The sequence below is a fragment of the Microbacterium sp. HJ5 genome (assembly GCF_054824025.1).
Genome location: NZ_JSYE01000016.1, coordinates 43,716 through 68,133 on the forward strand (window position 1 = coordinate 43,716; position 24,418 = coordinate 68,133).

Consider the following 24,418-nt stretch of genomic DNA (forward strand, 5'->3'; position numbering starts at 1 on the left):
CGGCCCGCGTGGGGTCGAGGCATCCGCTCAGCTCGGTCTGACGTCAGGCGCGTGCGGCCTCCGACACGCGACGCGCGGCCGCGAGGGCCTGCTCGAGGTCGGCCTTCAGGTCGTCGATGTTCTCGAGGCCCACCGAGAGGCGCACGAGTCCGGGCGTCACGCCGGTGGTGAGCTGCTGCTCGGGCGTGAGCTGCGAGTGCGTGGTCGACGCCGGGTGGATGACGAGCGAGCGCACGTCGCCGATGTTGGCCAGGTGGCTGAAGAGGGTCAGCGAGTTGACGAACTCGCGGCCGGCCTCGACGCCGCCCTTCAGCTCGAATGACAGGACCGCGCCCACGCCCTTCGGCGCATACTTGTTGGCCGCGGCGTACCACGGCGACGTGGGCAGGCCGGAGTAGTTGACCGACGCGACGTCGGCCTGGTTCTCGAGCCACTCGGCGATCTCCTGCGCGTTCTGCACGTGACGCTCGATGCGCAGCGACAGGGTCTCGATGCCCTGGATGAGCAGCCACGCGCTCTGCGGTGCGATCGCGGCGCCGAGGTCGCGCAGCAGCTGGACGCGCGCCTTGATGACGTACGCCAGGGCGTCGCCCACCGCAGCCGTGTACGACGCGCCGTGGTACGACGGGTCGGGCACCGTGAGGCCGGGGAACTTCTCGACGTTCTCGGACCACTTGAAGGTGCCGCCGTCGACGATCACGCCGCCGATGACGGTGCCGTGGCCGCCCAGGAACTTCGTCGCCGAGTGGATGACGATGTCGGCGCCGTGCTCGAACGGCTTGATGAGGTAGGGCGTCGCGATCGTGTTGTCGACGATCAGCGGGATGCCGGCTTCGTGCGCGACGTCGGCGACCGTGCGGATGTCGAGCACGTTGATCTTCGGGTTGCCGATGGTCTCGGCGAAGAAGAGCTTCGTGTTCGGGCGCACCGCGCGGCGCCACTCCTCGGGGTCGTCCTGGTTCTCGACGAAGGTCGTCTCGATGCCGAGCTTGGCGAGCGTGTACTTGAAGAGGTTGTAGGTGCCGCCGTAGATCGAGCTCGACGACACGATGTGGTCGCCTGCCTCGGCGATGTTGAGGACCGCGAACGTCTCGGCTGCCTGACCGCTCGCGACGAGGAGCGCACCGGTGCCGCCCTCGAGTGCGGCGAGGCGCTCCTCGACGACGGCCTGCGTCGGGTTCTGGATGCGCGTGTAGATGTTGCCGAACTCGGCCAGCGCGAAGAGGTTGGCCGCGTGGTCGGCGTTGTCGAAGACGTACGACGTCGTCTGGTAGATGGGCGTGGCGCGAGCCTTGGTGACCGGGTCCGGCGCGGCGCCGGAGTGGATCTGCTTGGTCTCGAAACGCCAGTTCTCGGGTGCGGACACGGCTAGCTCCTGCGGGTTCGGTGGGGTGGGGACGACGTCCCCCGACCGGATCGAGAGTACGGATGCCACGCCCCTGTCAACAACGAGGGGGAAATGTGACGTAACCTCCGGCGCCCGGCGGCGACGCCGATCGCGGATCCGGATGGGTACCGTGGAGTCATGACGACCAGACGTGCGGTGGTGACCGGGGCCAGTTCGGGGATCGGGGAGGCGACGGCGCGGGCGCTGCGCTCGCGGGGCTGGGACGTGGTCGCCGTCGCCCGCCGCGCGGATCGCCTCGAGAAGCTCGAGGCCGAGATCGGCGCCGTGGCCTTCGCCGCCGACCTCACGTCCGACGCCGACGTCGAGGCGCTCGCCGAGTTCCTGTCGGACTCCGGACCCGTGCACTCCCTCGTCCACATCGCCGGCGGTGCACGAGGGGCCGATCGCGTCGAGGACGGACGCGCCGAGGACTGGCAGTGGATGTTCGACGTCAACGTGCTCTCGTCGCAGCGCCTCGTCGCGGCGCTCCTGCCGCAGCTGCGCCATGCCGCAGGAGAGTCCGGGCACGCCGACGCCCTCTTCGTCACCTCGACGGCCGCGCAGACGGCGTACGCCGGCGGCGCGGGCTACAACGCGGCGAAGGCGGGCGAGGCGATGCTCGCCCACGCGCTCCGGCTCGAGCTCAACGGCGAGCCGATCCGGGTCATCGAGATCGCGCCGGGCATGGTCCACACCGAGGAGTTCACCGCGAACCGGCTCGGCGACAAGGTCGCCGCCGAGCGCGTGTACGAGGGGGTCGAGGCGCCGTTGACCGCCGAAGACGTCGCCGACGTGATCGCCTACGCGCTGGATGCTCCCGGGCACGTCAACCTCGACCTCGTCACGATGCGGCCAGTGGCGCAGTCCGCTCAGCATCTTCTCGCCCGCGGACCGCTCCGGCCGCGCGGCGAGGGGGGCCTCACGTGATCCCGGCGTCCGGCTCGACGATCACGTACCCGGGCGGCGCGACGGGCGCGAGCGCCACGGTGCTCCACGTCGCCGATGCCGGCGACGGCCGTTCCGCGATCGTGCTCGACACCACCGCCTTCCATCCGGTCGACACCGCGTGGCCCGATCAGCCCGCCGACCGCGGTGTGCTCCGCGCCGGCGGACGCGAGTTCCCCGTCGTGGACGCCGTCGTCGGTGCGTCGCAGGGCGACGCGCTGCTCCTCGGACCGGACGTCCCCGTGCGCACCGGCACCGAGGGCTGGACCTTCGTCGTCGCGCATCTGGTCGAAGGCGCGGACGTCGCCGAGGGTGATGCCGTCGAGATCGAAGCGGATGCTGCGTACCGCGCGCAGCTCTCGGCGGGCCACACCGCGTGCCACCTCGCCTCGCTCGCGCTCGACGCCGCTCTTGCCGGCGCCTGGCGCAAAGAGGCACCCGCCGATGCGCTCGGCGCCCCGGCGTTCGACGCGCTCGCGATCCAGGAGTCCCGCATCCTCCCCGACGGCTCGCGCGACGTGTACCGCGTCGGCAAGTCCCTGCGCCGCAAGGGCTTCGACCCGGCGGCGCTGGACGACCTCGACGCGCTCGCGGCGGACGTGAACGCGCGCCTCGCCGAGTGGCTCGCGACCGGCGGCGCGGTGCGCATCGAGACCGAAGGCCCGGCGCTCGCCGACCGCCGCACGTGGGTGTGCGAGCTTCCCGGCGCGGAGGCCCGCATCCCCTGCGGCGGCACGCACGTCTCGTCGCTCGCGGACCTCGCCTCGGCCGTGGTCTCGTTCGAGCTCGTTCCCGTCGAGGGGGGCCTCGAGCTCGTGATGACGACGGCCGCGTCACGCCGCTGACTCGCCGAGCCGCGGCATCCCACCCCTTCACTCCGCCGGTCTGTGCGAAATCGACCTTCGGGCGCGCGCGGAGGGTCGATTTCGTACAGATTCGAGCGCGCGCGGGCTCAGGAGGTGACGGATGCCTCGGCCTCGGCCTCTTCGGGCAGGGTGTCGGCGAAGGCGACCTTCGGCACGAAGAAGAGCAGCACCGCGGCGAGGAAGCCGCCGGCGGCGCAGATCGACCACACCGCGAGGTAGCCGCCGAGCGACGCCGCGGTCTCGCTCGCGACCACACCCGCGCCCGCCGCCAGCACGACGCCGAAGATCGCTGAGGCGAACGTGCCGCCGATCGTCTTGGTGGTGTTCGTCAGCGCCGAGGCGATGCCGGTCTGGCCGTGCGGCGCCGCCGCGGCCGCCGCGGCGGGCAGGGCGCCGACGAGCGCGCCCGAGCCGATCCCGGCGATCGAGAGGTTGAGCAGCACCTGCCACAGCTCGACGTGGAACGGGAGGAACAGCGCGTACCCGATCCCCACGAGCGCCGACGCCACGATGAGGATGAGGCGCGGGTTGGCGCGGCGCGAGGTCACGGCGAAGAGCACTGCGCCGACGATGAGCGACACCAGATAGAGGCCGATGACATAGGACCGCGCCTCGGCGTCGAGCCCCAGTCCATAGCCGAGCGAGGAGTCGGTGCCGGCGTAGGTCGACAGCGGCCCCTGCGCACCCAGCAGGCTGATGCCGACGAGGAACGCCGTCGCCTGCACCGGCCACATCTCGGGCCGGCGCAGCACGCGGATGTCGATCGCAGGATCGGACTGGCGCAGCTCGAACAGCACGAAGACGACGAAGCCGACGATGCCGAGCGCGAGCAGCAGCCACACGAGGGGCGAGCCCGCGCCGTTGAGCCGGAGGAAGGTGAGCGAGCTCGTCACGAGCAGCAGGGCGAGCGCGAGGATCACGAATCCCCACGTGTCGAGTCGACGACCGCGGACAGGCTCGGACTCGGGCACGCCGAGCCAGATCACCAGGCAGACGAGCGTCACGGCGATCGCGGGCACCGTGAGCGTGAGGGTGAGATCGCCGGTGGCGGTGAAGATGCGCCCGGCGGCGAGGGCGCCGATGATCGCGCCGGCCTCTAGGCCGACGACGAGGAGACCGGCGGCGCGCCGCGTCAGCGAGACGCCCCGGTTCTGGCGCCGGCCCCGCTCGAAGATCAGCGCGATCTCGAGCGGCAGCCACACGACGTAGAAACCCTGCAGCGCCCACGCGATCAGGAAGCTCCAGAAGTCGCCCGCGAACGCGAGCCACCAGCTCGCGGCTGCGGTGAGGATCGCGGCGATCAGCAGGATGCGCTTGTGCCCGTACATGTCGCCGAGCTTCGCCAGGATCGGAACCACGAGGGCCGACAGGAGCAGCTGCGCGGCCTCGAACCAGTTGACATCCGAATCGTGGATGCCGAGCTGGTCGACGATGTCGCTGAACAGCGGCACGTAGTAACCCTGCAGGATGCCGCTCGTCACCTCGACGAGGACGAACCAGCCGATGAGACCGGCGGTGATGCCGAGCGCGGAGCCGCGCAGGCGGTCGGCGGCGGAGGAGGCGCGTGACACGGGGCGAGACTAACACCGTGCCCCGCCTAGTCTGGGTGCGTGTGGACGACGACCTTCCCGAGCCCCCGCCGGACCGCCGCATGGCGATGACGCTGCCAGAGCTCGCCGAGGCGGGGCTCATCGATCCGGGATGGGCGTCGGCGCTCGAGCCCGTCGCCCCCGACATCGCCGTGCTGGGCGAGCGCCTGCGCGCCGAGGTCGCCGCGGGCCGCTCGTACCTGCCTGCCGGTGACCGGGTGCTGCGCGCGTTCCAGCGTCCGCTCGCCGACGTGCGGGTGCTGATCGTCGGTCAGGATCCGTACCCGACGCCGGGGCATCCGATCGGTCTGTCCTTCGCCGTCGACCGCCACGTACGCCCGCTGCCTCGCAGCCTCTCGAACATCTATCAGGAGCTCGAGGCCGATCTCGCCGTGCCGCGCGCCCCGCACGGCGACCTCTCGGCGTGGAGCGACCAGGGCGTCATGCTGCTCAACCGCGTGCTGACGGTGGCCCCGGGACAGCCCGCTTCCCACCGCGGCTGGGGGTGGGAGAAAGTCACCGAGCACGCCATCCGCACCCTAGTCGATCGACGCGGCCCGCTCGTCGCGATCCTCTGGGGACGGGATGCCGCGAACCTGCGTCCGCTGCTCGGCGACACGCCCGTCATCGAGTCCACGCACCCCTCGCCGCTGTCGGCCAGCCGCGGGTTCTTCGGCTCGCGGCCGTTCTCGCGTGCCAACGAGCTCCTCGCCGAGCAGGGCGGTCGGCCGGTCGACTGGGCGCTTCCGAGCGACGCGTAGGCTGGCGTGATGCTCGAGGAGGAATACGACCGCGACCGGCGCACGCTGCCCCGGCACCTGCGCCGCCGGCCCGAGCCCGAGCGGCCGTTCTCGTTCGAGATCCGCCCGGTCGCCGAGCGCGACATCCCCGACATCCGCGAGATCTACAACTACTACGTGACCAACTCGGTTGTGACGTTCGACGAGAAGAAGTGGTCCATCGCGCAGTGGCGCGAGAAGCTCGCCTTCCTTCGCAAGCTCGACCTGCCGTTCCTCGTGGCCGAATCGCCGTCCGGCCAGATCCTCGGGTATGCGCTCGTTCAGCCGATGTCGAGCAAGTCCGCATACCGCTACTCGGTCGAGAACTCGATCTACCTCGGGCAGGCCGCGACGGGCAAGGGGCTCGGCAAGGCGCTGCTGGTCGAACTGATCGCCGCGTGCGAGCAGAAGGGCATCCGGCAGATGGTCGCGGTGATCAGCGACAAAGGCGCCGAAGGGTCGGTCGCACTGCATGAGAAGCTCGGCTTCGTCGAGGTGGGGCGCATGGGGCGCGTCGGCTTCAAGTTCGGCCGCTGGCTCGGCACGATCTACCTGCAGAAGGAGCTCAAGCCGGTCAAGAAGCCGAAGAAGGGCCTTTTCTCCCGCTGATCGCGCAGGCGCGGGTCAGCCGGCCGCACGGCTCCAGTCGCGCACGGCGTCGACCAGCTCGCGCCAGGCCCCGATGAGCTCGTCGTCGGGCAGTTCCGCCTCGCGCTGCTCGTCCTCGCCGCACCGCGCCTGGATCCACCACACGAAGCGGTCCGCTCCCGGGCCCGCGGATGCGAGGCGCACCGGCGCGCCGGCTGCGCCGTCAACCGAATCCGGTCCGCCGTCGCCGCCCACGCCGTCCGCCGCCTCCGCCTCGGCCTCCGTCGGCGCATCCCACGGGCACCGCGTGATGAGCTCGATCCAGGCGGGCGCGTCGGCCTGCGCCGGCTCGGCACGCCATTGCTTCGTCAGGCCGGCGAACCCGCCGCTGCGCTTCACGGCGACCTCCACCGGTCCGACCTCGCCGTCAGGCGGAGGAGGGACAGGCGACGGGCCCGGCGACGGGGTGGGGACAGGCCCCGGCGAGGGCGCGCTCGTGGCGGCGTCAGGCAGCGGGCTCTGCGACTCGGGCATCGTCGATCACGCCGACGCCCGCCCAGGCGGCCCGGACGGCGGCGGCTTCCTCCGATTCCTCACCGTACTCCGCTGCGGCGGCGGCCAGGGTGGCATCGGCGAACGCTGTGAAATCCGCCGTCTGCGAGAGGGTGCCCGACGTGAGCGCCCGAAACCAGATGCGGCCGGCGCGCTCCCACGCGTGGCCGCCGAGCGCGGTCGCCACGAGGTAGAACGCGTGATTCGGGATGCCGGAGTTGATGTGCACGCCGCCGTTGTCGTCGCGGGTGACCACGAAGTCGCGCATGTGCGCGGGCTGCGGGTCTTTGCCGAGGACGTCGTCGTCGTAGGCCGTGCCGGGAGCCTCGAGCGACCGCAGCGCGGAGCCCTCGACGGCGTCGGTGAAGATGCCCTCGCCGATGAGCCACGAGGCCTGGTCGGCGGTCTGGCCGAGGTGGTGCTGCTCGGCGAGCGAGCCGAACACGTCGGCGATGGATTCGTTGAGCGCGCCCGACTGGCCGCTGTAGACGAGCCCGCCCTCGTCTTCGATGACACCGTGGGCGAGTTCGTGCGCGATGACGGTGAGCGACCCCGTGAACCCCGAGAACACCTCGCCGTCACCGTCGCCGAACACCATCCGCTCGCCGTTCCAGAACGCGTTGTCGTAGTCCTCGCCGTAGTGGACCGTGGCCAGCAGTGCTCCGCCGGCGCCGTCGAGGCTGTTGCGCCCGTATGCGTCCCACAGGAAGTCGAACGTCGCGCCCAGCCCGTCGAACGCCTCATCGACGGCGGCGTCGCCGCTGGGCTCGTCGTCCTCTCCCCGCACGCGCACCCCCGGAAGCTGCTCGCGCTGCTGCGCATCGGAGATCTCGCGATCGGGAGCGGGTGTCGTCTCGGCGACCAGAGTGCCCTCGTCTTCGATCGACAGTCGCAGTCGGGAACGCACGGGCCGGTATTCGCGCGGAGCAGCGAGCGTGGACCGCGCGGCCTGGGCGGCCCTCTCCCACGTGGGCTCCTGCACGGCGGCGATTCGGGCGAGCAGGTAGGGGGGGATGATCGCGTGGGCCATGCTCCGAGGCTAGCCCCGACCCCCGACGCCGGGCGGGGGCGAGAGGCGCGCCGTCGTGCGGCGGCACAGCACCCGGCGGGTCAGCGAGTGCCCGGGTCGATGACCGGGATCGAGGCGAGGAGGCGCCGCGTATAGGCGACCTGCGGCTGCAGCAGCACCTTCTCGGTCGGCCCCTCCTCGACGACGCGGCCGTCCTTCATGACGACCACCTCGTCGCACAGGTTCTGGACCACGCCGATGTCGTGCGAGACGAGCAGCAGCGTGAGTCCGTCGCGAGCCCGCAGCTCGCCCAGCAGCTCGAGGATCTGCGCGCGCACCGTGACGTCGAGCGCCGACAGCGGCTCATCGCCGACGAGGAGCTCCGGCCGGTGCACGATCGCTCGGGCCAGGGCGATCCGCTGCCGCTGACCGCCGGAGAACTCGTGCGGGAACCGCTCCGCCATGCCCGCCTCGAGCCCCACGTCCTCGAGCACCTCCCGCACGCGCGCGCGCCGGTCGCCGTCGATCCCGAGCGCCCACAGCGGCTCGCCCACGATGCGGCCGACGCTCATGCGCGGGTCCAGCGACGCGTACGGATCCTGGAAGACGATCCCGGTCCGCCGGCGCAGCCAGTGCAGGGATCGCGCGCCCGCCGACGCGTCGACGACGCGACCGTCGAACGCGACCGTGCCCGCGGTCGGGGTGTCGAGAGCGAGGAGCAGGCGCACCAGCGTCGACTTGCCCGAGCCGGACTCGCCGATGATCCCGACGGCTGAGCCCTGCCGCACGTCGAGGTCGGCGTCCTCGAGGCCCGTCGTGAACACGCGCGGTCCGAAGAGGGTCGCCTTGGGGGCGGGGTAGTGGCGGGTGAGTCCGCGTGCGCTGATCAGGACGTCGGTCACGATGCGCCCTCCCCGGATCGGCCGCCGGGTCGCCAGAGCGTCGCGGTTGCATCGCGGAGCAGACCCTGCGTGACGTGCGATGCCGGAGCGCTCAGCAGCTGCGGCACCGGTGCGTCCTCGACGACGCGGCCGTCTTCGAGCACCACGCCGTGCGTGGCGATCTGGGAGAGCACCGCGAGGTCGTGGGTGATGAAGACGAGCGACATGCCGTCGTCCTCTACGAGCGACAGCAGCAGTTCGAGGATCTCCGCCTGGATCGTGACGTCGAGCGCGGTGGTCGGTTCGTCCGCGATCAGGAGCCGTGGACGGCACGCGAGCGCCATCGCGATGGCCACGCGCTGGCGCTGGCCTCCGGACAGCTGATGCGGGTAGCGCGAGACGATCCGTCCGGGGTCGGGCAGGGCCACGCGGGACGCCTCCTCGACGGCGCGGGTCGCGGCATCCTTCTTCGACGCCTTCTCGTGGATGCGGATCGACTCGGCGATCTGGCGACCCACCGTGCGGATCGGGTTGAGCGCGGTCCGGGGCTCCTGGAAGACCATGCCGATCTCGTCGCCGCGCAACTCGGCCAGCTGCCGGTCGGACAGCCCGATCAGCTCGCGGCCGTTCCATCGGATGCTCCCGGTGGCGGTCGCCCCGTCGGGCAGCAGCCCGAGGATCGCGAGCGCGGTGAGCGACTTGCCCGACCCGGATTCGCCGATGAGCCCGACGCGCGCGCCGTCGGGCACGGAGAAGCCGATGCCGTCGACGACGCGACGGCCGCCGATCTCGATGGTGAGATCCCGCACCTCCAGGCTCACGAGACCACCTCGGGCAGGTGGGTCCGCGCCACGCGCGCGGCGCCCCGGGCGCGGCTGAGCGTCGGGTCGGTCGCCTCACGGAGGCCGTCGCCGAGGAGGTTCAGCCCGAGCACCGTGAGGGTGATCGCGAGCCCCGGCCACACGACCGAGAGCGGATGCACGGTGATGAACTGCTGCAGCTCGGCCAGCAGCAGGCCCCAGGACGGCTCGGTCACGGGGGCGCCGAAGCCGAGGTAAGACAGGCCGGCCTCGGCGAGGACCGCCACCGCCATGCCCCACGACAGCTGGACGATGAAGACCGGAGCGACGTTCGGCAGCAGGTGCCGCACGAGGTTCTGAGCGGGCGTGAGGCCCGACGCGCGCCCGGCGAGCACGAAGTCGCTGTGCAGCACGCGTCGCAGCTCGGGCCGCGTGACGCGCGCGATGTTCACGCCGAACCCGATGCCGACCGACCAGATCACGACCCACAGCGACCCGCCCCACACCGCCGAGATCATCATCGCGATGATCAGCACGGGGAAGGCGATGAGGATGTCGACGAACACCGCGACCGATTCCCGCAGCCATCGCGCCGTGAGAGCCCCGAGGGCGGCGAGCGCGATGCCGACGAGCGTCGCGACGAGCCCGGCGCCGACGGCGACGAAGATCGTCGTGCGCGCCCCGGCCATCAGCAGGCTCAGGATGTCGCGACCCGTCGCATCGGTGCCGAGAAGGTGCGGCCAGCCCGGCGGCGCCCAGCGGTCGGCGATGTCGATCTGCTGCGGGTCGAACGGGGTCCAGAAGCGGGCGACGACGGCGGTGGCGACCACGACCGCCACGACGATGAGCCCGAAGCGGCCGGTCGAGAGATGCCAGAGCCGGCCCAGCCAGGCCCATCGCGACGGGCGGGCCCGGGTCGAGGCATCCGCTCGATCCATCGGCTGCGGCGCGGCGCTCACGAGGCCTCCCGCTGCCGGGGGTCGATGACCCGGTGCACCAGGTCGACCACGAAGCCGACGATGAGCACGAAGCCGGTGAGCACGAGGAGCTCGCCCTGCACCTTCGGCAGGTCGCGGGCGCCGACGTCGGCGACGAGCATCCGCCCGATGCCCGGCAGGGTGAACAGCTGCTCGATTATCACGGCGCCCACGATGATGCCCGCGACCTGCAGGCCGAGCACGGTGATGACCGAAAGGCCGACGTCGGGCAGGCCGTGGCGGATCAGCGCGGCGTTGCGGGTGAGCCCCTTCGCCGCCCCGGTGCGCACGTGGTCCTGGCCGGTCGCCTGCAGCGTCGCGCTGCGCACGAACCGCATGAGCATGGCGCCCTCGACGATGCCGATCGTGAGGGCGGGCAGGATGAGGGCGCGCATCGCCGCCCACGGGTCGCTCCACCCGGCGCGGGGGAATCCCTGTGCGGGAAGCCACCCGAGCCACACGGCGAACACCACGACGAGCATCATTCCGGCCCACACGACGGGGACGGCGGCGAGCGTCTGCGCGCCGACGCTCAGCGCCGTGCCGTCGGCGCGGCCGCGACGCATCGCCGACAGCACGCCGAGGGGGACGCTGAAGACGACGGCGATCAGCAGCGCCATGATGCCGAGCGGCACGGTGACCTGCGCCTTCTCGGCGAGCTCGCTCGCGACCGTCGACCCGGTCAGGAGCGAGGTGCCGAGGTCGCCGCGCAGCACGCCGCCGATCCAGTCGACGTACTGTGCGGGGAGGGGCTGATCGAGCCCGAGCCGCTCGCGGATCGCCTCGACCTGGCCCGGGGTGCTGTTGACGCCGGCGATGAGCTGGGCGACGTCACCGGGAAGCACCCGCAGCGAGAGGAAGATCAGCACGCTGGCGACGAGCAAGCCGAGCAGGAGCAGGGCCAGACGCGTCAGCGTGTATCGGATCACCCGTTGCTCTTGGCCAGCTCGGAGAGATCGAGGCGCTCGTTCACGTTGATCGAGGGCATACCCGTGATGTTAGTGCCGACCGCGACGACGGATGCCCCGTTGTAGAGCCAGTCGGCCGCGGCGTCCTCCGACACGATGCGCGCCGCCTCGGCCAGCAGCGCGGCCGCCTCCTCCTCGTCGGTGGCGGCGAGGGACTTCGCGTAGAGGTCCTGCACCTCGGGGTTGTCGTAGGTGAAGTAGTAGTCCGGGTTCGCCCAGTTCTCGAAGTCGCGCGCCTCGGTGTGCAGCACGAAGCTCAGGTCGTAGTCCTGGTTGATGTAGACGTCGTTGAGCCAGGTCGAGAAGTCGACCGAGTCGACCTCGAGCGTGATGCCCACGTCGTTGAGGTTGGACACGAGGATCTGGGGGATCGTCGTGGAGTAGAAGTTCGGGATCGTGAGCGTGAGCTCGAGGTCCTCGACCCCGGCCTCTTCGAGGAGGGCGCGCGCGGCCTCGGGATCGAACGGCGCGACGTCGGCGAGGTCTTCGTAGCCGGGGTCGAGCGACGGGATCGGGCCGTACTGCGTCTCGCCCGACGCGAGCGCTTCGACGAAGGCGTCGTGGTCGATCGCCTGGCGGATCGCCTGGCGCACGCGCTGATCGGCGAGCGGGCTGCCGTCCTTCTGGTTGAACGCCAGTGTGCCCTTGTCGGTGGACTGCCCGAGCACGAGCGCGAAGTCGCCGCTCTGCTCGATCTGGTCCTTGAGGTTGGCGTCGAAGCCGGTCACCACGTCGACCTCGCCGGCGAGCGCGGCGTTGAGGGCGGCCTGGTTGTCGGGGATGTAGTCGAAGACCACCTCGGCCACCTGCGCCTTGTCGCCCCAGTACTCCTCGTTGCGCGAGTAGGTGATGCTGTCGCCCTGGCGCCAGTCGTCGAGCCGGAACGGACCGGTGCCGTTGGCCGCCGTGCTGTAGTCGACGGTGTCGCCTTCCTTGAACACGAGTCCGGCGCGACCCGTGAGGTTCCACAGCAGGGTGGAGTCGGGTTCGGCGAGGCGGAGCGCGATGTCCTGTCCCTCGGCGGTGATGGACTCCACGTTCGCGAGCCGGGCGGAGTCCCGCCACTCCGGCGTGGCCTTGCGCGTGGCGAGCGACCACACGGCGTCCTGCGGGGTCAGCTCCTGGCCGTCGTGGAACGTGACGCCCTCGCGCAGCGTGAAGGTGTAGGTCAGCCCGTCCGGCGACACCGTCCAGTCGGTTGCGAGCGACGGGACGATCTCCTGCTCGGGGGTGCGTGCGACCAGGCCCTCGTAGACGTTGTCGACCAGGATCTGGTCGAGCGCTGCGCCCGCCGTCTGCCGGATGTCGAGGTTCTCGGGCTCGAGCACGAGCCGGATCGCCGCCGACGCGTCCGGGTCGGGCGGTGCCGTCGTGGTCGACGAGGGCTCGGACTGACCGCCGCAAGCGGTCAGGAGCAGGGCTCCGGCGGCGAGGAGAGAGGTCGCGACGATGGCGGTGCGACGGGGCATGGGGGTCCTTTCGGAGGGGATCCGCGTGGGGTGCGGACGCGCTCCCGGTCATTTCGGGCGAGGACGGGAGCCGCGAGAGACAAGCCTATTCAGCGCGGGAGTGCCGCGAGGAACCTGCTACATCGAACGCAACAGAAGTGTTAATCGTTCCCCGCCAGGTCCCGCAGGGTGCGGCCGAGCTCGATGGCGGCGTCCTCCTGCACGTTGTGCCCGGCTTCCATGACGAGGACGGATGCCTCGGGCAGCCGTTCGGCGAAGGTCGACGCGTCCGCCTCCGTGACGTATCCGCGGGAGCCGCGGATGAGCGTCGTGGGCGCCGCGACGGCGGCGAGGTCTTCCCAGCCCGACTCGCCGAGCACCGCCGAGACGGCGTCGGGCTGCGGCGACGGAGCCGTCGTCCCGGCGGGAGGCGCAGCCGCCGCCATCGCGGCGGCGAGGTGGGCGAAGTGGTGCTTCCACTCGACGCGCCCGTCGGGACGGATGCGCGAGTTGAAGTACACGCCGCGCTCGGCCTTGCGGCGCGTGCCGCCGCCGAGGCCGAAGGCGAGGGCGCGGTCGACGAGCTCGTCGCGCGACGCCCAGTCGGTGGGGCCCGCGAAGAACTGGCGGATCTGCGTGGGCCCGGCGTTCGGGTCGACGCCGGGGGTGATGTCGATGACGACGAGCTCGCGCACGAGATCGGGGCGGGATGCCGCGACCGCCGCGGCCGTCAGCCCGCCGAGCGACTGGCCCACGAGCACCTGTGGGCCGGTCGTCCACGCGTCGATGCCCGCGGCGGCATCCGGGGCGAGGACGCGCGCCACGTACGCGAAGTCGTCGCGCCACGATGAGTCGCCGTGCCCGGGGAGGTCGATCGAGAGGGCCGGGAGCCCGAGCGCGAGGACGGTGGTGTCCCACGTGTGGGCGTTGAGGCCCGCGCCGTGCAGGAACGTCACGACGGGCGCGGCATCCGTCATCCCTTCCGGTGTGTACCGCAGCGCGCTCAGCACCCGGCCGTCGGGGAGGCTGAGCGTCAGGCGCTCGCCGCGGGGGAGGGGGTCGTCGATACCGGCGTCCGCGGCCTGCTCGGGGAGGAAGGAGAACTCGTCGAAGGGGTCGCTCACCCCGCCATTGTCCTCCACTCGCGGAGGTCCTCGTCCGGCCCGCCCCGGCGGGAGGCGCGTGGGTAGGCTGGCGGCATGAGCGAAGAGCGGCGTGTCCACCTGTCCCGTTCGGCTCCGCCGGCCTACCAGGCGCTCGCGGCGTTCTCGAAGACCGTCGGCGGCATCGCCGGCGAGGGCGGGATCGACGATCGCCTGAAGGAGCTGGTGCAGATCCACACGTCACAGCTCAACGGCTGCGCCTACTGCGTGCGCGTGCACATCGAGCGCGCGGTCAAGGCCGGCGTCACCGCCGACGTGATCGGGCAGCTGCCGGTGTGGCGCGAGTCCGGGGTCTTCTCCGACCGTGAGCGGGCCGGTCTCGAGCTCGCCGAGTCGTTCGTCTTCATCCACGAGGAAGGCGTCCCCGACGACGTGTACAACCGGGTGGGCACGATCCTCAGCGAGAAGGAGTACGTCGCGCTCAGCTGGATCCTCGTGTCGATCAACGCGTTCAACCGCATCGCGATCGCCGGTCGCTACAGCACACCGCCGCGCGACGACCTGGTCGGCGAAGACAAGGATGCCGCTTCCGGCGCTGCATGGTGACGGACTCCACCGACCCCGTCGTCTCCGGCGCGGTCAATCTGCGCGACGTCGGCGGCCTGCCCGCCGGCGCTGCGGTGACCCGCCACGGCGTCCTGTTCCGCTCGGGCAACCTCGCGCAGCTCGACGAGCGCGGCACTGCGGCGCTCGGCGGGCTGGGGCTGCGGCGCATCATCGACCTGCGTGCGGACGACGAGGTCGCGCACGCGCCCAGTCGCATCGACGGTCTGGACGTCTTCACGCAGCGGGTGCCCCTGTTCCTCGGCTCGGTCGAGTCCTTCTTCGCCGACGACATCAGCCTCGAGGAGATGTACCGGCGGCTGGTCGACGACTCGTCGGCCGGCGTGGTCGAGGTCGTGAGGGGCATCGTCACGGATCAGCCGGTGCTCGTGCACTGCACGGTCGGCAAGGACCGCACCGGGGTCACGGTGGCGCTGACCCTCGCGGCCGCGGGCGTCGAGCCCGACGCCGTAGTCGCCGACTATGCGCGCACCGAGGGTCTGCTGCCCGAGTGGCGCAATCGCCGCATCGTCGGCTTCCTGCGGTCGATGCATCCCCAGGCGGTCCACCTCGAAGACCTGGCGACGAAGTCGCCGGCACCGGTCATGCGCGCGCTCCTCGACGACGTCACCGCACGGTTCGGGTCACCGGCCGAGTATCTGCGCGCGCACGGGCTCGGCGACGACGAGATCGCCGAACTGCGGCGGGTGCTCCTCCGCGAGCCGTGACCGTGTGTTGCAGTGAGGTTAGGCAACCCTACATCCGCGGTATAGTGGAAGCGTCATGAACCACTCCGCCGAGCACAGCGCCGCGGCCTGCCGCACCTCCCGGCACACGCGCGTGCAGCACCTCATCACCGCCGACGAGTCCTCGCTCGCCGAGCTCGAGGCGATGCTCGCGACGCTGCCGATCTGCTCGACCGGTCGCGTGTTCATCGAGATTCCGGATGCCTCGTGGCAGGCCGACATCGTCGTGCCGACCCGCATGGTGCTGACCTGGCTCGACCGGTCGCAGCGCTCGGGCGCCCCCGGCACGGGCCGCGGCTGCGCGGCCGGCGAGGCGCTGTCGCGCGCCGTGATCGCCTGGGCCGACGAGATGCTCTGCGTCGAAGACGACGAGACCCGCATCCACCTGATGGGCGGATATCTCGGCACGGCCGACATCGTGGATCACCTCACCGGCATGGGCGTCGCCGCGACGGCCATCCACACGCCGGCCCAGTACGGCCTGGCCACTGCGCGCTGATCTGAGCCGTTGAGCGCTCCCTAGGGCGTTTCCCCTCTTGACGCCGTCCCCCTCGAGGAGTTCGATGAGCGCCGACGAGCGATGCCGCTCGTCGCACACATCGATAGGGGAGAGAAAATGCGCAGAGGAATTCTGCTGGGGGTCGCGGTCGGGGCCGTGATCGCGCTCGGTTCGACGGGCGGCGCATTCGCTGGGGAGCGTGGCGGGAACGGCGAGGAGACGCCCGCCGGGTACAAGGCGAAGTCGCTGTGCGCGTACTCGGGTCTGGAGGACTTCGATTTCGAGGAGCCGGTCGACCCGGGCGTCGTGCAGAACTGGGGTCACATCCCCAGGGAGGTGCGCCACGCGGTCGCCACCCGGGGTGCGTCGTCGGTGAGCACGCCGTTCGGCGAAGAGGGTTGCAACGCCCACATGTACCCGAACCCGAACAAGTAGCGTGAGCGGAGGCGCGGCCGGGTCGATCCCGGCCGCGCCTCATCGTCGGCCGCGCCTGGGCACGTAGTTGCCGTCTTCGAGCCCGGCCTCGATCTCGAATCGGTTGCGCAGCGGATCGCGTCCGGCGAACAGGTACAGGAAAGGCATGAGGAGGCCGTAGCGCCGCCACTGCGCCTTGTGCACCGCCTCGTGCCGCAGCAGCGCGTCGCTGATCCGCGCATCGCCGGTGAGGAAGCATCCGCCCACGCACACGCCGCCGCGCGCGAACGTCCAGCCCGGCATTCCGCGGAAGACCCACAGCCCCTCGCGCCGCTCGACGCGCCCGGTCGACCACAGCGTGCCCCATACCCAGCCGACGGCGTTGCCGTACCAGTAGCCGACGCGGCTGATCGGAGAGTCGAGAAGGAACGACGGGATGAGCCGGTCGAACCGGCGCCCGCGTTCGAGCGCGGCATCCGCTCTCGCGCGCCAGCCCGCCGGAGGCGTCTGGATCGGACTCATGCGAGAGCTCCGACCACCCGGAGGATCGCACCGAGGTCGTCGGTGGCGGACGCCGCGGACGCGGGGGAGTAGCCCGCGAGCGAGGCGCCGACGAGCGGGACCTCGGCGCGGAGCCGCGCGATGGCGGCCGTGAGCTGGGTCACGGTGAGCCCGAAGGGCTCGGGGTGCGCGTTACCCGCGACCTCGGCCGGGTCGAGCACGTCCACGTCGACGTGGACGTAGACGCCGTCCGCGCCGCTGGCGCGCACCGCGGCGGCCAGGACCTCCGGATCCTCGAGCGCGTCGACGGGGAGCGTGGTGATGCCGAGAGCGGCGACCGCGTCGAGCTCGTCCTGGTCGTACGAGCGGGCACCGACCACGAACGTGCGCGCCGGCGCGACCGTGCCCGCCGGGATCGTGAGCGCGGGCTCGCCCTCGCCGAGCACCGCGCGCAGCACCATCCCTGCGAACGCCCCTGACGGCGACGACGCGGGTGCGTTGAGGTCGGGGTGGGCATCCATCCACACCACGGCCAGATTCGGGACGCGCCGCGCCGCGTGCGCGATCGGCTCGAGGGCGATGCCGCAGTCTCCGCCGACGGCGAGGACGGGGTCGCCGGAGCCGTCGAGCTCTGACCCGATCAGCTCGCGCACGCGCTGAAGCGCGCTCAGGCGATGGATGCCCGTGCCCAGCGCCTCGCCGGCCTCCATCGGAACGTCGAGGATCGTGGTCGCGCTGCGCGGCAGGTCGCCGGCGATCGCGTGCGCCCCGTCGATGAGCTGCATCGCCCGCGAGGACGGGCTTCCCTGCCATTGCGGGACCACGAGGTAGCGCGTCATCCCCTCATCCTCTCGCAGCCGGCATCGTGTGCGCACGCGGGTGCGCACGCCGTGCGCGAACACGTCGAAGGGCGCCGCTCCGAGGAGCGACGCCCTTCGACGATCGGTTACGGCGTGTAGGGGGCGCTCGGTGCGTCGATCGCCGCCTGGGCGGGTGCCTGGCCGGACTTGAGCGCGGCGAGACGGGCCTCGACCTCGGTCAGCTCGCCCACGTCCTCGAGGCTCTCGAACTGCGCGTCGAGGCTGGATGCCGCGAGCTCCTGCTTGCCGGCAGCGAGGGCCTCCTGGCGGCGGACCTTGTCTTCGAACCGGCCGAGCTCGCTCGTCGGGTCGAGGACGTCGATCGACTTCACCGCGTCGTGGACCTTGTTCTGCGCCTCCGCGGTCTTGGCACGCGCCAGCAGCTCGGAGCGCTTCGAGCGCAGCTGCTCCAGCTTCTGCTTCATGCCGTTGAGACCGTCCTTGAGCTTCGCGACGACCTCGGTCTGCGAGGCGATCGTGGGCTCGACCGCCTTGGCCTCGTTCTCCTCGCTGATCTGACGCTGGAGCGCGATCTTGGCGAGATTGTCGAACTTGTCGGCGTCGGCGGTGTTGCCGGTGCCGCGCAGCTCGTCGGCCTTGCGGCTGGCCGCGAGCGCCTTGTTGCCCCACTCGGCGGCCGCCTGGATGTCTTCCTGGTGGTCCCGCTCGAGCAGGCGCAGGTTGCCGATCGTCTCGGCGATGGCGGCCTCGGCGTCGGCGATCGAGTTGGTGTAGTCGCGAACGAGCTGGTCGAGCATCTTCTGCGGGTCCTCGGCGGAGTCGAGGAGTGCGTTGATGTTCGCCTTCACCAGGGTGGAGATGCGACCGAAGATGGACTGCTTGGCCATCGGATTTCCTTCCTATAGGACAGATCTGGCGTGGTGGGGTGTGAGGTCTGGTGACGCCGGGCCGGCGGTCGGAGTGATCAGAATCGGCCACCTCCCCGGCGGGCGCGCGTGCCCCCGCCGCCGAAGCTGCCGGGGCGGATCCCGCCCCCCGACGATCCGCCGCCGAACATGCCGCCGAGACTGCCGCCCATGCCACCGCCGAGCCCGCCGCTCGAGCGACCGCCACCGCCCATCATCGAGTTGATGAGGATGCCCCCGAGCACGGCGCCGAGCACGTTGCCGCCTCCCTGCTGCTGACCGCCGCCGAACATGCCGCCGAGGCCGCCGCCCTCGAACGAGCCGACGTCGCCCTGTGCGAGCTGGATCGCGAGGCCGGCGAGCTGGTCGGCGCGCTGCGCATGCTGCATCGCCTGCTCCGGGTCGCCCTGCTGCAGCTGCTGGGCGCGCACGAGTGCTGCTCCCGCCTCGGCGAGGCGCGTGCGCGCCTCTGCTCCGACGGCGCCGCGGCGCGCCGTGATGTAGTCCTCGGCGGTCGACACCTGCGCCTGCGCCTGCATGATCACCTGGCCGACCATCTGCCGCGCCCGCTGCGCCTGGGCCGCGGCATCGCGGATTCCCTTCACGAGCGCGTCGATCTGCTGGTTCGCGGCTTCGAGGCTCTGGAGCGTGACGAGCGGCCGCTTCGCGCTGCTCGCGAGATTGGCCCTGGCGGCATCGACCTGCTGCCTCGTCGCGGCGATCGCGGCAGCGACGCGCCCGTCGGCGTCGGGCAGCGCCGACGCGATGGCGATGTCCTGCTCGAGTTCGGCGATCAGCGCGGTGGCGCTCTGCTCTCCGGCGGTGAGGTCGTCAGCCAGCTTGCCGATCGCGTTCTCGAGGAGAACGGCCTGGCCGACAGCCTCTTCGGCCGCGCGGATGCCGACGGCCGCCTCCCCGCCCTTCCCCGCGCCGATCGATGCCTGTGCGGCGGCGAGCTGCTCGTCGGCGAAGGCCAGGCGCTGCTGCGCCTGCTCCGGATTGTCGGCGACGGTCGAGAGCGCCTCGGGGGCGTACGAGGAGCGCAGTGTCTGCAGGCGCGCGGCCGCCGCGCCCAGGGCGGCCTCGGCGGCCGCTTGCTGCTCCTGCACGCGCGCGAGCGCCTCGGGCGCGTTCTGCTCCAGCTTGCGCAGCTCGTCGAAGGCCTCGGCCTTCTCGTCGAGCAGCGCGTTCGACTGCTGGCAGAGCGAGATGATGCGCTCGTTCCAGCCGCGCTTGTCCTGCTCGGAGTCTGGCGTGGCGTCGTCGAGCTGCTGCTGGAGGGTGAACGCCTCGTCGAGGTTGGCCTTCGCCGTCGCGAGCGCCTCCTCGAACTCGGCCGTGGCGCCGTCGCCGAACTGCGCCTTGGCGAACGCCAGCTCCTGGGTGCTCGTCTTGATCGCGTCGTCGGTTGCGACGAGGCCGGAGGCCGCGCGGCGCTCGAGCTCCTCGGTCGGCACCTGCTCGACGGCGGGCGGCGCGCCGGGAGGCACCGCACCTCGCTTGCGCCGTCGGAGGAACACCACGAGCAGCAGCACGCCGACGCCGACGGCGACGATCACCAGCACCCACGTGAGCCAGCCGGCGCCTCCGGAGCCGGCAGCATCGCCTCCGGCACCGCCTCCGCCGACGGCGTCGGTGAGGCCGTCGGCCGCCGCGTCGACGGCCCCGAGCCAGTCGTCCTGGGCGAGCGCCGGCTGGATGCGCTGCTGCTCGATCGTGCCGAGCTCCTCGTCGCTCACCGGTCCGGACGCGTCGCCCCAGAGGTAGTACGCGCGACCCTCGGTCGCGACGGCGAGCAGGTACTGCGAGACGCCGAGGTTGTTGGCGGACGCGGTCTCGTACGCCCACTCGGTGGCGTCGGCCGGATCGGTGAAGTCGTCGACGTAGGCGACCCAGAGGTCGAGCCCCGTCTCCGCCTTCAGCTGCTCGAGCCTGTCCTGCGCTGCGCCGGCGTCGCCGCCGGACAGCACGCCCGCGTCGTCGAGCACGTACTCGGAACTCGAGCCGAGCGTGACGGGAGGAGTCGCAAGCGCGGCCGGACCCGCGATCGCCGTGACCGCGACCACCGCAGCGGACGCCAGCGCTGCAGCCCAACGCAGTCGCATCGATCCCCCCTCTGGGACTCGGGTTCCCCTCGGGCGAGTCTATTCAGGCCCGGGGATCCGACGGTAGCCCACGGAGGCGCGCTCACATGTGTGTTCGCCGAGAACCCGGGTCGCTGGCGGGGAGCTGGTCCGGGTCGGGGTACCGTCTCGGGCGGACCGGGAGGACCTGATGGACGATCGATACGGCAGCGACGTGCTGGCCGACGGCTGGCGCACGCGCGCGGCGAAGCAGCTGGCGCGGGTCGAGGCATCCCGCGATCTCGTCGTCGAGGTGGCCGACGACGGCTACTGCGGCGCGGTCGTGGGCGTCGCGTCCGGCATGGTGGAGCTCGAGGACCGGCACGGTCGCCGCCGCCTGTTCCCCCTCGGGCCGGGCTTCCTCGTCGACGGTGCCGACGTGGTGCTGACGCCGCCTGCGGCGGCCCCCGTGCGCACCGGCCCGAAGCGCACCGCGTCCGGCTCCTTCGCCGTCGACGACGCCCGCGCCCGCGTGGCCCGCGCCAGCCGCATCTTCGTCGAGGGTCGCCACGACGCGGAGCTGGTTGAGAAGGTATGGGGAGACGACCTGCGCGCCGAGGGCGTCGTCGTGGAGTACCTGCAGGGCATCGATCTGCTCGAGGCCGCGCTCGACGAGGAGCCGCCGTCGGCGCAGCGCCGCTACGGCGTGCTCGTGGACCACCTCGTGCCGGGTTCGAAGGAGTCGCGCATCGCCGAGGCCATCCTGCGCGGCCGGCACGGCGCCCACCTCCGGATCGTCGGCCACCCGTGGATCGACGTCTGGCAGTGCGTCACCCCACGTGCGATGGGCATCGACGCATGGCCGGAGGTCCCTCGCGGCGTCGAGTTCAAGGTGGGCGTCTGCCGGGCGCTCGGCTGGCCCGCGCGCGACCAGGCCGATCTCGCTCGGGCGTGGCAGCGCATCCTCGGCTCGGTGCGCAGCTACCGCGACCTCGAGCCCGCGTTCCTGGGCCGCGTCGAGGAGCTCATCGACTTCGTCACCCAGGACTGACCGGGCGCGTTCGCGCTTTGTCAACGGGTTGTCCGGGCTGAGACCGGCGGGGTTGGCTGTGCGCGGGGCGCGCATAGCAGCGCGCGGGAGAGGCTGCCGTGACGACATCATCGGACCGCGTCGACGCGGTCTACGACACCATCGACACCGTGCCGGAGTTCGCCGACCTGAGGCGCGCCATAAGGGACGGCGACGGGGCGGCCGCGGAATCCTTCCTCCTTGCGACGCCGGCCGATGAGGCCGTCTACGCGATGGAGCTGATGGCCGACATCGACGGCGTCGAGCGCCTGCTCGAAGACGCGGTGAACAGCGCGCCGCCGTCGGCGTGCGCACGCACCGCCCTCGCGCGGCGGTACATCACGATCGGCTGGCAGATCCGCTCCGGAGCCCGCGCCGAAGACGTGTCGGCCGAGCAGTTCGACGCGTTCCGATCGTGGCTGGTGAAGGCCGAGCAGCTGCTCATCGATGCGTGCGCGCTCGACGAGTCGTACGTCCCTGCATGGGGCGTGCGTGTGCTCACCGCACGCGCCCTCGAGGTCGGCCCCGCCGAGGCGCGGCGACGCTACGAGCGGGTGCGCCGGCTCTCGCCCCACGACTACCCCGCGCAGAGCCACATGCTCCAGTACCTGCTGCCGAAGTGGTCCGGCAGCCAGGAGGAGGCGCACTCCTTCGCCGTCGCCTGCGCGGCCGAGGCGCCGCCCGGGTCGCACAGCGGCGCACTCGTGCCCATCGTCCACATCGAGAAGTGGCTCGAGCTCGACGGCGACGACGCGGGCGCCGCGTACCTGGCGCAGCAGGCCGTGGTCGACGAGATGACGGATGCCGCGTCCCGGTCGGTCCTGCACCCCGACTACCGTTCCGGCCCGCTCGGGGTGCAGACGCACAGCACGTTCGCGATGGCGTACTGGCTCGGTGGTCGCCGCGATCTCGCCGCCGTGCACTTCGCCGCCCTCGGCGGCCGGGCCACGGAGTTCCCCTGGTACTACACCTTCGACGACCCGACCGGGCTCGACGCGATACGCAGCACGCTGCGCGATCCGGACACCGGGATGGGCGGAGCATGACCGACGGACATGAGGACGCTGCCGACGCGACAGGCGTCGTGCGCGGCATCCCTCAGCTCCGCGAGATCGCGACGCTCATCGGCTCGACCGTCGTCGACGGCGTGCCCGTCCTGTTCGCGCGTGGCGAGGGGCAGGTGAGCGGCGGACTGGTGTTCCGGGTCGGCTGGGCGGACGAGCCGCTGGCCCGCCGGGGCGTGAGCCATCTCGTCGAGCATCTCGCGCTGTTCGGGCAGAACCTGTCCGACCTCCATCACAACGGCTCTACCGAGGAATGGGCGACGCACTTCCACGCGACCGGCTCCGTCGCGAAGGTCGTCGGCTTCCTCAACGGCGTGTGCGCGGCTCTCCGCGAGCCGCCGCTCGATCGCATCGAGGTGGAGAAGGGCGTCCTGGCGGCCGAGGCGGCGCGCCGCAGCCCTCACCCGTTCGAGCGGCTCCGCATCGAGCGGTATGGTGCGCGCGGTCCCGGCACCGCGGGGTACGAGGGCTTCGGGCTTCCCGCGGTGTCGGCCGAGGTCGTCCAGGCGTGGATCGGCGAGCGGTTCACGCGCTCCAACGCGGTGGCCTGGGTCACGACGGGGGAGCCGCCCGAAGGTCTCGACCTGCGCCTGGGGGAGGGCCCCCGGTGGCCGATCCCGGAGCTCCGCGAGGCCGTCGGCCCGACGCCCGCCTCCTTCTTCGGAGGCTCGGGCCTCTTCGCGCTCGACGCTGTGGTGCCGGCCACGACGGCCGGTGTGCTGTTCTCCGCCGTCGCGACCCGGGCGATGTTCCGTGCGCTGCGTCAGGAGGGCGGCGTGTCGTACGACCCCCGTTGCGACTGGGAGCGCCTGGATCCGGAGCGGGCGCGTGTGACGCTCTCGGCCGACGCCCTGCCCGAGAAGCAGTCCGAGGTCGTGGGCGCCGCGATCGATGTCCTCGCCGGCCTGCGTGCGGGCAAGGTCGACGCGGCCGATCTCGACGCGGCACGCGGCTCCGTCGCCGACCTGCGCGACGTCCCGTCTCTCGGCGCGCAGCTGCTGCCGTCGACGGCGTTCAAAGTGGCCGCCGGGATCGAGGTGAGGGGCCTCGAGCAGCGCGCGGAGGAGGTGGCCGCGGTCACGGTCGAGGACATCTCCGACGTGGCGCGGCGGGTCTGGGCCGACGCCGTCGCGCAGCTCCCCGAAGGCGATCTGGACTGGGCCGGGTTCACGCGGAGCCCGCTGTGGTCCGAGAGCGCGGTCAGCGGTGAGACATTTCCGCGCATCGGCGACGATCACGGCGCGCTGGTGATCGGCGAAGAGGGCGTCACGGCTCAGGCGGAAGGCGGTGTCGTGACCGTCAGGTACGCCGAGACCCAGGCTCTCGAGACGTGGCCCGACGGGGCGCGCCGGCTGATCGGTGCGGACGGGTTCCAGGTGCCCATCGAGCCCACGCTCCACTCCGGCCTCACCCCCGCGCTCATCGCGTCGGTCGACGCGAGCGTGCCGCCCGATCGGCACGTCCCGCGTCCGGCGCGCGCCGCCCACGAGATCCCCTCACCGCCGCGCGCGCACGCTCCCGAGCAGGCGCCGCAGCAGGCCGCCGCCCCGAATCCGGCGCGGCGGGGATGGATGTTCTACCTCGGCATGGCCGTGGCGGCGGTGGCGGTGGGGTGCGCCCTCCTCGTGGCGGGAGAGATCGTCGGCCCGATGCTCCCGCCCCGGGAGGACGCTGTCGACGCCGATGCCGTGTTCGGCGGACTCCTCTTCACGGCGATCCCCGCCCTGGTTGCGGCGGTGCTGCTGCTCGCCGACTCCCGCCGGCGGGCCAAGCGTGAGGGCGGGCCTCGGTAGCCTGGAGGGGTGTCCGACTCCGCACCCTCCGCCGGCGACCCCACCCGC

Annotated in this window: 25 protein-coding genes; 11 read left to right on the forward strand and 14 right to left on the reverse strand. The window is 71.9% G+C overall.

From position 1 onward, the window contains the following. Positions 1–43: 43 nt before the first annotated feature. On the reverse strand, positions 44–1,366 hold the full coding sequence (locus OB08_RS08990; RefSeq protein WP_461474108.1) for a bifunctional o-acetylhomoserine/o-acetylserine sulfhydrylase: 1,323 nt from the start codon (positions 1,364–1,366) through the stop codon (positions 44–46). 159 nt (positions 1,367–1,525) lie between these two features. Between OB08_RS08990 and OB08_RS08995 the strand changes: the two genes are divergently transcribed. Together OB08_RS08995 and OB08_RS09000 are read left to right on the forward strand one after the other, a co-directional pair. Next, entirely contained in the window at positions 1,526–2,314 is a 789-nt protein-coding gene (locus tag OB08_RS08995) for an SDR family oxidoreductase (protein WP_461474109.1), read from the forward strand. Continuing rightward, the gene (locus tag OB08_RS09000) at positions 2,311–3,177 is read left to right on the forward strand and encodes a metal-dependent hydrolase (protein WP_461474110.1); all 867 of its coding nucleotides are present in this window, start codon (positions 2,311–2,313) and stop codon (positions 3,175–3,177) included. Before OB08_RS08995 ends, OB08_RS09000 begins: the two co-directional genes overlap by 4 nt. A gap of 107 nt (positions 3,178–3,284) precedes the next feature. Here OB08_RS09000 and OB08_RS09005 read toward each other — a convergent pair whose 3' ends face one another. Then, the gene (locus OB08_RS09005; protein WP_461474111.1) at positions 3,285–4,769 is read right to left on the reverse strand and encodes an MFS transporter; all 1,485 of its coding nucleotides are present in this window, start codon (positions 4,767–4,769) and stop codon (positions 3,285–3,287) included. 80 nt (positions 4,770–4,849) lie between these two features. Between OB08_RS09005 and OB08_RS09010 the strand changes: the two genes are divergently transcribed. Next, positions 4,850–5,548 carry a uracil-DNA glycosylase gene (locus tag OB08_RS09010; protein ID WP_461474171.1) on the forward strand — a complete coding sequence of 233 codons (699 nt, stop codon included), beginning with the start codon at positions 4,850–4,852 and terminating at the stop codon, positions 5,546–5,548. 9 nt (positions 5,549–5,557) lie between these two features. Then, the gene (locus OB08_RS09015; RefSeq protein WP_461474112.1) at positions 5,558–6,175 is read left to right on the forward strand and encodes a GNAT family N-acetyltransferase; all 618 of its coding nucleotides are present in this window, start codon (positions 5,558–5,560) and stop codon (positions 6,173–6,175) included. Positions 6,176–6,190: 15 nt separating this feature from the next. Here OB08_RS09015 and OB08_RS09020 read toward each other — a convergent pair whose 3' ends face one another. From OB08_RS09020 to OB08_RS09055, 8 genes are all read right to left on the reverse strand, one after another. Then, positions 6,191–6,565, reverse strand: a complete 375-nt coding sequence (locus OB08_RS09020) for a hypothetical protein (protein ID WP_461474113.1) — start codon at positions 6,563–6,565, stop codon at positions 6,191–6,193. 94 nt (positions 6,566–6,659) lie between these two features. Then, positions 6,660–7,736: a M4 family metallopeptidase gene (locus OB08_RS09025; RefSeq protein ID WP_461474114.1), complete on the reverse strand. Its 1,077-nt coding sequence runs from the start codon at positions 7,734–7,736 to the stop codon at positions 6,660–6,662. Between the two features lie 80 nt (positions 7,737–7,816). After that, the gene (locus OB08_RS09030) at positions 7,817–8,617 is read right to left on the reverse strand and encodes an ABC transporter ATP-binding protein (protein WP_461474115.1); all 801 of its coding nucleotides are present in this window, start codon (positions 8,615–8,617) and stop codon (positions 7,817–7,819) included. Beyond that, positions 8,614–9,417 carry an ATP-binding cassette domain-containing protein gene (locus OB08_RS09035; protein ID WP_461474116.1) on the reverse strand — a complete coding sequence of 268 codons (804 nt, stop codon included), beginning with the start codon at positions 9,415–9,417 and terminating at the stop codon, positions 8,614–8,616. Before OB08_RS09035 ends, OB08_RS09030 begins: the two co-directional genes overlap by 4 nt. Continuing rightward, positions 9,414–10,334: an ABC transporter permease gene (locus OB08_RS09040; protein WP_461474172.1), complete on the reverse strand. Its 921-nt coding sequence runs from the start codon at positions 10,332–10,334 to the stop codon at positions 9,414–9,416. Before OB08_RS09040 ends, OB08_RS09035 begins: the two co-directional genes overlap by 4 nt. Positions 10,335–10,351: 17 nt before the next feature. After that, entirely contained in the window at positions 10,352–11,302 is a 951-nt protein-coding gene (locus OB08_RS09045; protein WP_461474117.1) for an ABC transporter permease, read from the reverse strand. Further along, positions 11,299–12,810, reverse strand: coding sequence for an ABC transporter substrate-binding protein (locus OB08_RS09050; RefSeq protein ID WP_461474118.1), 1,512 nt, complete (start codon positions 12,808–12,810; stop codon positions 11,299–11,301). Before OB08_RS09050 ends, OB08_RS09045 begins: the two co-directional genes overlap by 4 nt. A gap of 140 nt (positions 12,811–12,950) precedes the next feature. Next, on the reverse strand, positions 12,951–13,913 hold the full coding sequence (locus OB08_RS09055) for an alpha/beta fold hydrolase (protein ID WP_461474119.1): 963 nt from the start codon (positions 13,911–13,913) through the stop codon (positions 12,951–12,953). 75 nt (positions 13,914–13,988) lie between these two features. On the opposite strand from OB08_RS09055, the gene OB08_RS09060 reads away from it, so the two are divergent. The 4 genes from OB08_RS09060 to OB08_RS09075 all read left to right on the forward strand — a co-directional run bounded on the left by OB08_RS09060 (position 13,989) and on the right by OB08_RS09075 (position 16,175). Beyond that, positions 13,989–14,498 carry a carboxymuconolactone decarboxylase family protein gene (locus tag OB08_RS09060; protein WP_461474120.1) on the forward strand — a complete coding sequence of 170 codons (510 nt, stop codon included), beginning with the start codon at positions 13,989–13,991 and terminating at the stop codon, positions 14,496–14,498. After that, positions 14,492–15,223: a tyrosine-protein phosphatase gene (locus OB08_RS09065; protein ID WP_461474121.1), complete on the forward strand. Its 732-nt coding sequence runs from the start codon at positions 14,492–14,494 to the stop codon at positions 15,221–15,223. Before OB08_RS09060 ends, OB08_RS09065 begins: the two co-directional genes overlap by 7 nt. Before the next feature lie 55 nt (positions 15,224–15,278). Then, positions 15,279–15,740 (forward strand): SIP domain-containing protein, encoded by a 462-nt coding sequence (locus tag OB08_RS09070; protein WP_461474122.1) that lies wholly within the window; start codon positions 15,279–15,281, stop codon positions 15,738–15,740. A 117-nt stretch (positions 15,741–15,857) separates the two neighbouring features. Beyond that, on the forward strand, positions 15,858–16,175 hold the full coding sequence (locus tag OB08_RS09075) for a hypothetical protein (RefSeq protein WP_461474123.1): 318 nt from the start codon (positions 15,858–15,860) through the stop codon (positions 16,173–16,175). Positions 16,176–16,214: 39 nt separating this feature from the next. Here the strand turns inward: OB08_RS09075 and OB08_RS09080 are convergent, their stop codons facing one another. The 4 genes from OB08_RS09080 to OB08_RS09095 form a co-directional block, all read right to left on the reverse strand. Continuing rightward, complete coding sequence (locus OB08_RS09080; protein ID WP_461474124.1) at positions 16,215–16,676, reverse strand: Fe-S oxidoreductase; 462 nt, start codon at positions 16,674–16,676, stop codon at positions 16,215–16,217. Then, positions 16,673–17,494, reverse strand: coding sequence for an arginase family protein (locus OB08_RS09085; RefSeq protein ID WP_461474125.1), 822 nt, complete (start codon positions 17,492–17,494; stop codon positions 16,673–16,675). The genes OB08_RS09080 and OB08_RS09085 overlap by 4 nt, the downstream gene beginning before the upstream one ends. 107 nt (positions 17,495–17,601) lie before the next feature. After that, positions 17,602–18,363, reverse strand: coding sequence for a PspA/IM30 family protein (locus OB08_RS09090; RefSeq protein WP_461474126.1), 762 nt, complete (start codon positions 18,361–18,363; stop codon positions 17,602–17,604). A gap of 77 nt (positions 18,364–18,440) precedes the next feature. After that, positions 18,441–20,486: a TPM domain-containing protein gene (locus tag OB08_RS09095; RefSeq protein ID WP_461474127.1), complete on the reverse strand. Its 2,046-nt coding sequence runs from the start codon at positions 20,484–20,486 to the stop codon at positions 18,441–18,443. Between the two features lie 169 nt (positions 20,487–20,655). Here OB08_RS09095 and OB08_RS09100 point away from each other — a divergent pair, with 169 nt between their 5' ends. The 3 genes from OB08_RS09100 to OB08_RS09110 all read left to right on the forward strand — a co-directional run bounded on the left by OB08_RS09100 (position 20,656) and on the right by OB08_RS09110 (position 24,370). Further along, positions 20,656–21,495, forward strand: coding sequence for a DUF3097 family protein (locus OB08_RS09100; RefSeq protein ID WP_461474128.1), 840 nt, complete (start codon positions 20,656–20,658; stop codon positions 21,493–21,495). 98 nt (positions 21,496–21,593) lie between these two features. Beyond that, entirely contained in the window at positions 21,594–22,559 is a 966-nt protein-coding gene (locus OB08_RS09105) for a hypothetical protein (protein WP_461474129.1), read from the forward strand. After that, positions 22,556–24,370: a peptidase M16 family protein gene (locus OB08_RS09110; RefSeq protein WP_461474130.1), complete on the forward strand. Its 1,815-nt coding sequence runs from the start codon at positions 22,556–22,558 to the stop codon at positions 24,368–24,370. Before OB08_RS09105 ends, OB08_RS09110 begins: the two co-directional genes overlap by 4 nt. Positions 24,371–24,418: the final 48 nt, after the last annotated feature.

What these genes read in the sequence shown, in the direction of transcription:
- OB08_RS09110 (WP_461474130.1), top strand. Translation starts at nt 22,556, where the DNA reads ATGACCGACGGACATGAGGACGCTGCCGACGCGACAGGCGTCGTGCGC.
- OB08_RS09085 (WP_461474125.1), bottom strand. Translation starts at nt 17,494, where the DNA reads ATGACGCGCTACCTCGTGGTCCCGCAATGGCAGGGAAGCCCGTCCTCG.
- OB08_RS09100 (WP_461474128.1), top strand. Translation starts at nt 20,656, where the DNA reads ATGGACGATCGATACGGCAGCGACGTGCTGGCCGACGGCTGGCGCACG.
- OB08_RS09070 (WP_461474122.1), top strand. Translation starts at nt 15,279, where the DNA reads ATGAACCACTCCGCCGAGCACAGCGCCGCGGCCTGCCGCACCTCCCGG.
- OB08_RS09075 (WP_461474123.1), top strand. Translation starts at nt 15,858, where the DNA reads ATGCGCAGAGGAATTCTGCTGGGGGTCGCGGTCGGGGCCGTGATCGCG.
- OB08_RS08995 (WP_461474109.1), top strand. Translation starts at nt 1,526, where the DNA reads ATGACGACCAGACGTGCGGTGGTGACCGGGGCCAGTTCGGGGATCGGG.
- OB08_RS09060 (WP_461474120.1), top strand. Translation starts at nt 13,989, where the DNA reads ATGAGCGAAGAGCGGCGTGTCCACCTGTCCCGTTCGGCTCCGCCGGCC.
- OB08_RS09015 (WP_461474112.1), top strand. Translation starts at nt 5,558, where the DNA reads ATGCTCGAGGAGGAATACGACCGCGACCGGCGCACGCTGCCCCGGCAC.
- OB08_RS09095 (WP_461474127.1), bottom strand. Translation starts at nt 20,486, where the DNA reads ATGCGACTGCGTTGGGCTGCAGCGCTGGCGTCCGCTGCGGTGGTCGCG.
- OB08_RS09040 (WP_461474172.1), bottom strand. Translation starts at nt 10,334, where the DNA reads ATGGATCGAGCGGATGCCTCGACCCGGGCCCGCCCGTCGCGATGGGCC.
- OB08_RS09080 (WP_461474124.1), bottom strand. Translation starts at nt 16,676, where the DNA reads ATGAGTCCGATCCAGACGCCTCCGGCGGGCTGGCGCGCGAGAGCGGAT.
- OB08_RS09025 (WP_461474114.1), bottom strand. Translation starts at nt 7,736, where the DNA reads ATGGCCCACGCGATCATCCCCCCCTACCTGCTCGCCCGAATCGCCGCC.
- OB08_RS09010 (WP_461474171.1), top strand. Translation starts at nt 4,850, where the DNA reads ATGGCGATGACGCTGCCAGAGCTCGCCGAGGCGGGGCTCATCGATCCG.
- OB08_RS09090 (WP_461474126.1), bottom strand. Translation starts at nt 18,363, where the DNA reads ATGGCCAAGCAGTCCATCTTCGGTCGCATCTCCACCCTGGTGAAGGCG.
- OB08_RS09065 (WP_461474121.1), top strand. Translation starts at nt 14,492, where the DNA reads ATGGTGACGGACTCCACCGACCCCGTCGTCTCCGGCGCGGTCAATCTG.
- OB08_RS09050 (WP_461474118.1), bottom strand. Translation starts at nt 12,810, where the DNA reads ATGCCCCGTCGCACCGCCATCGTCGCGACCTCTCTCCTCGCCGCCGGA.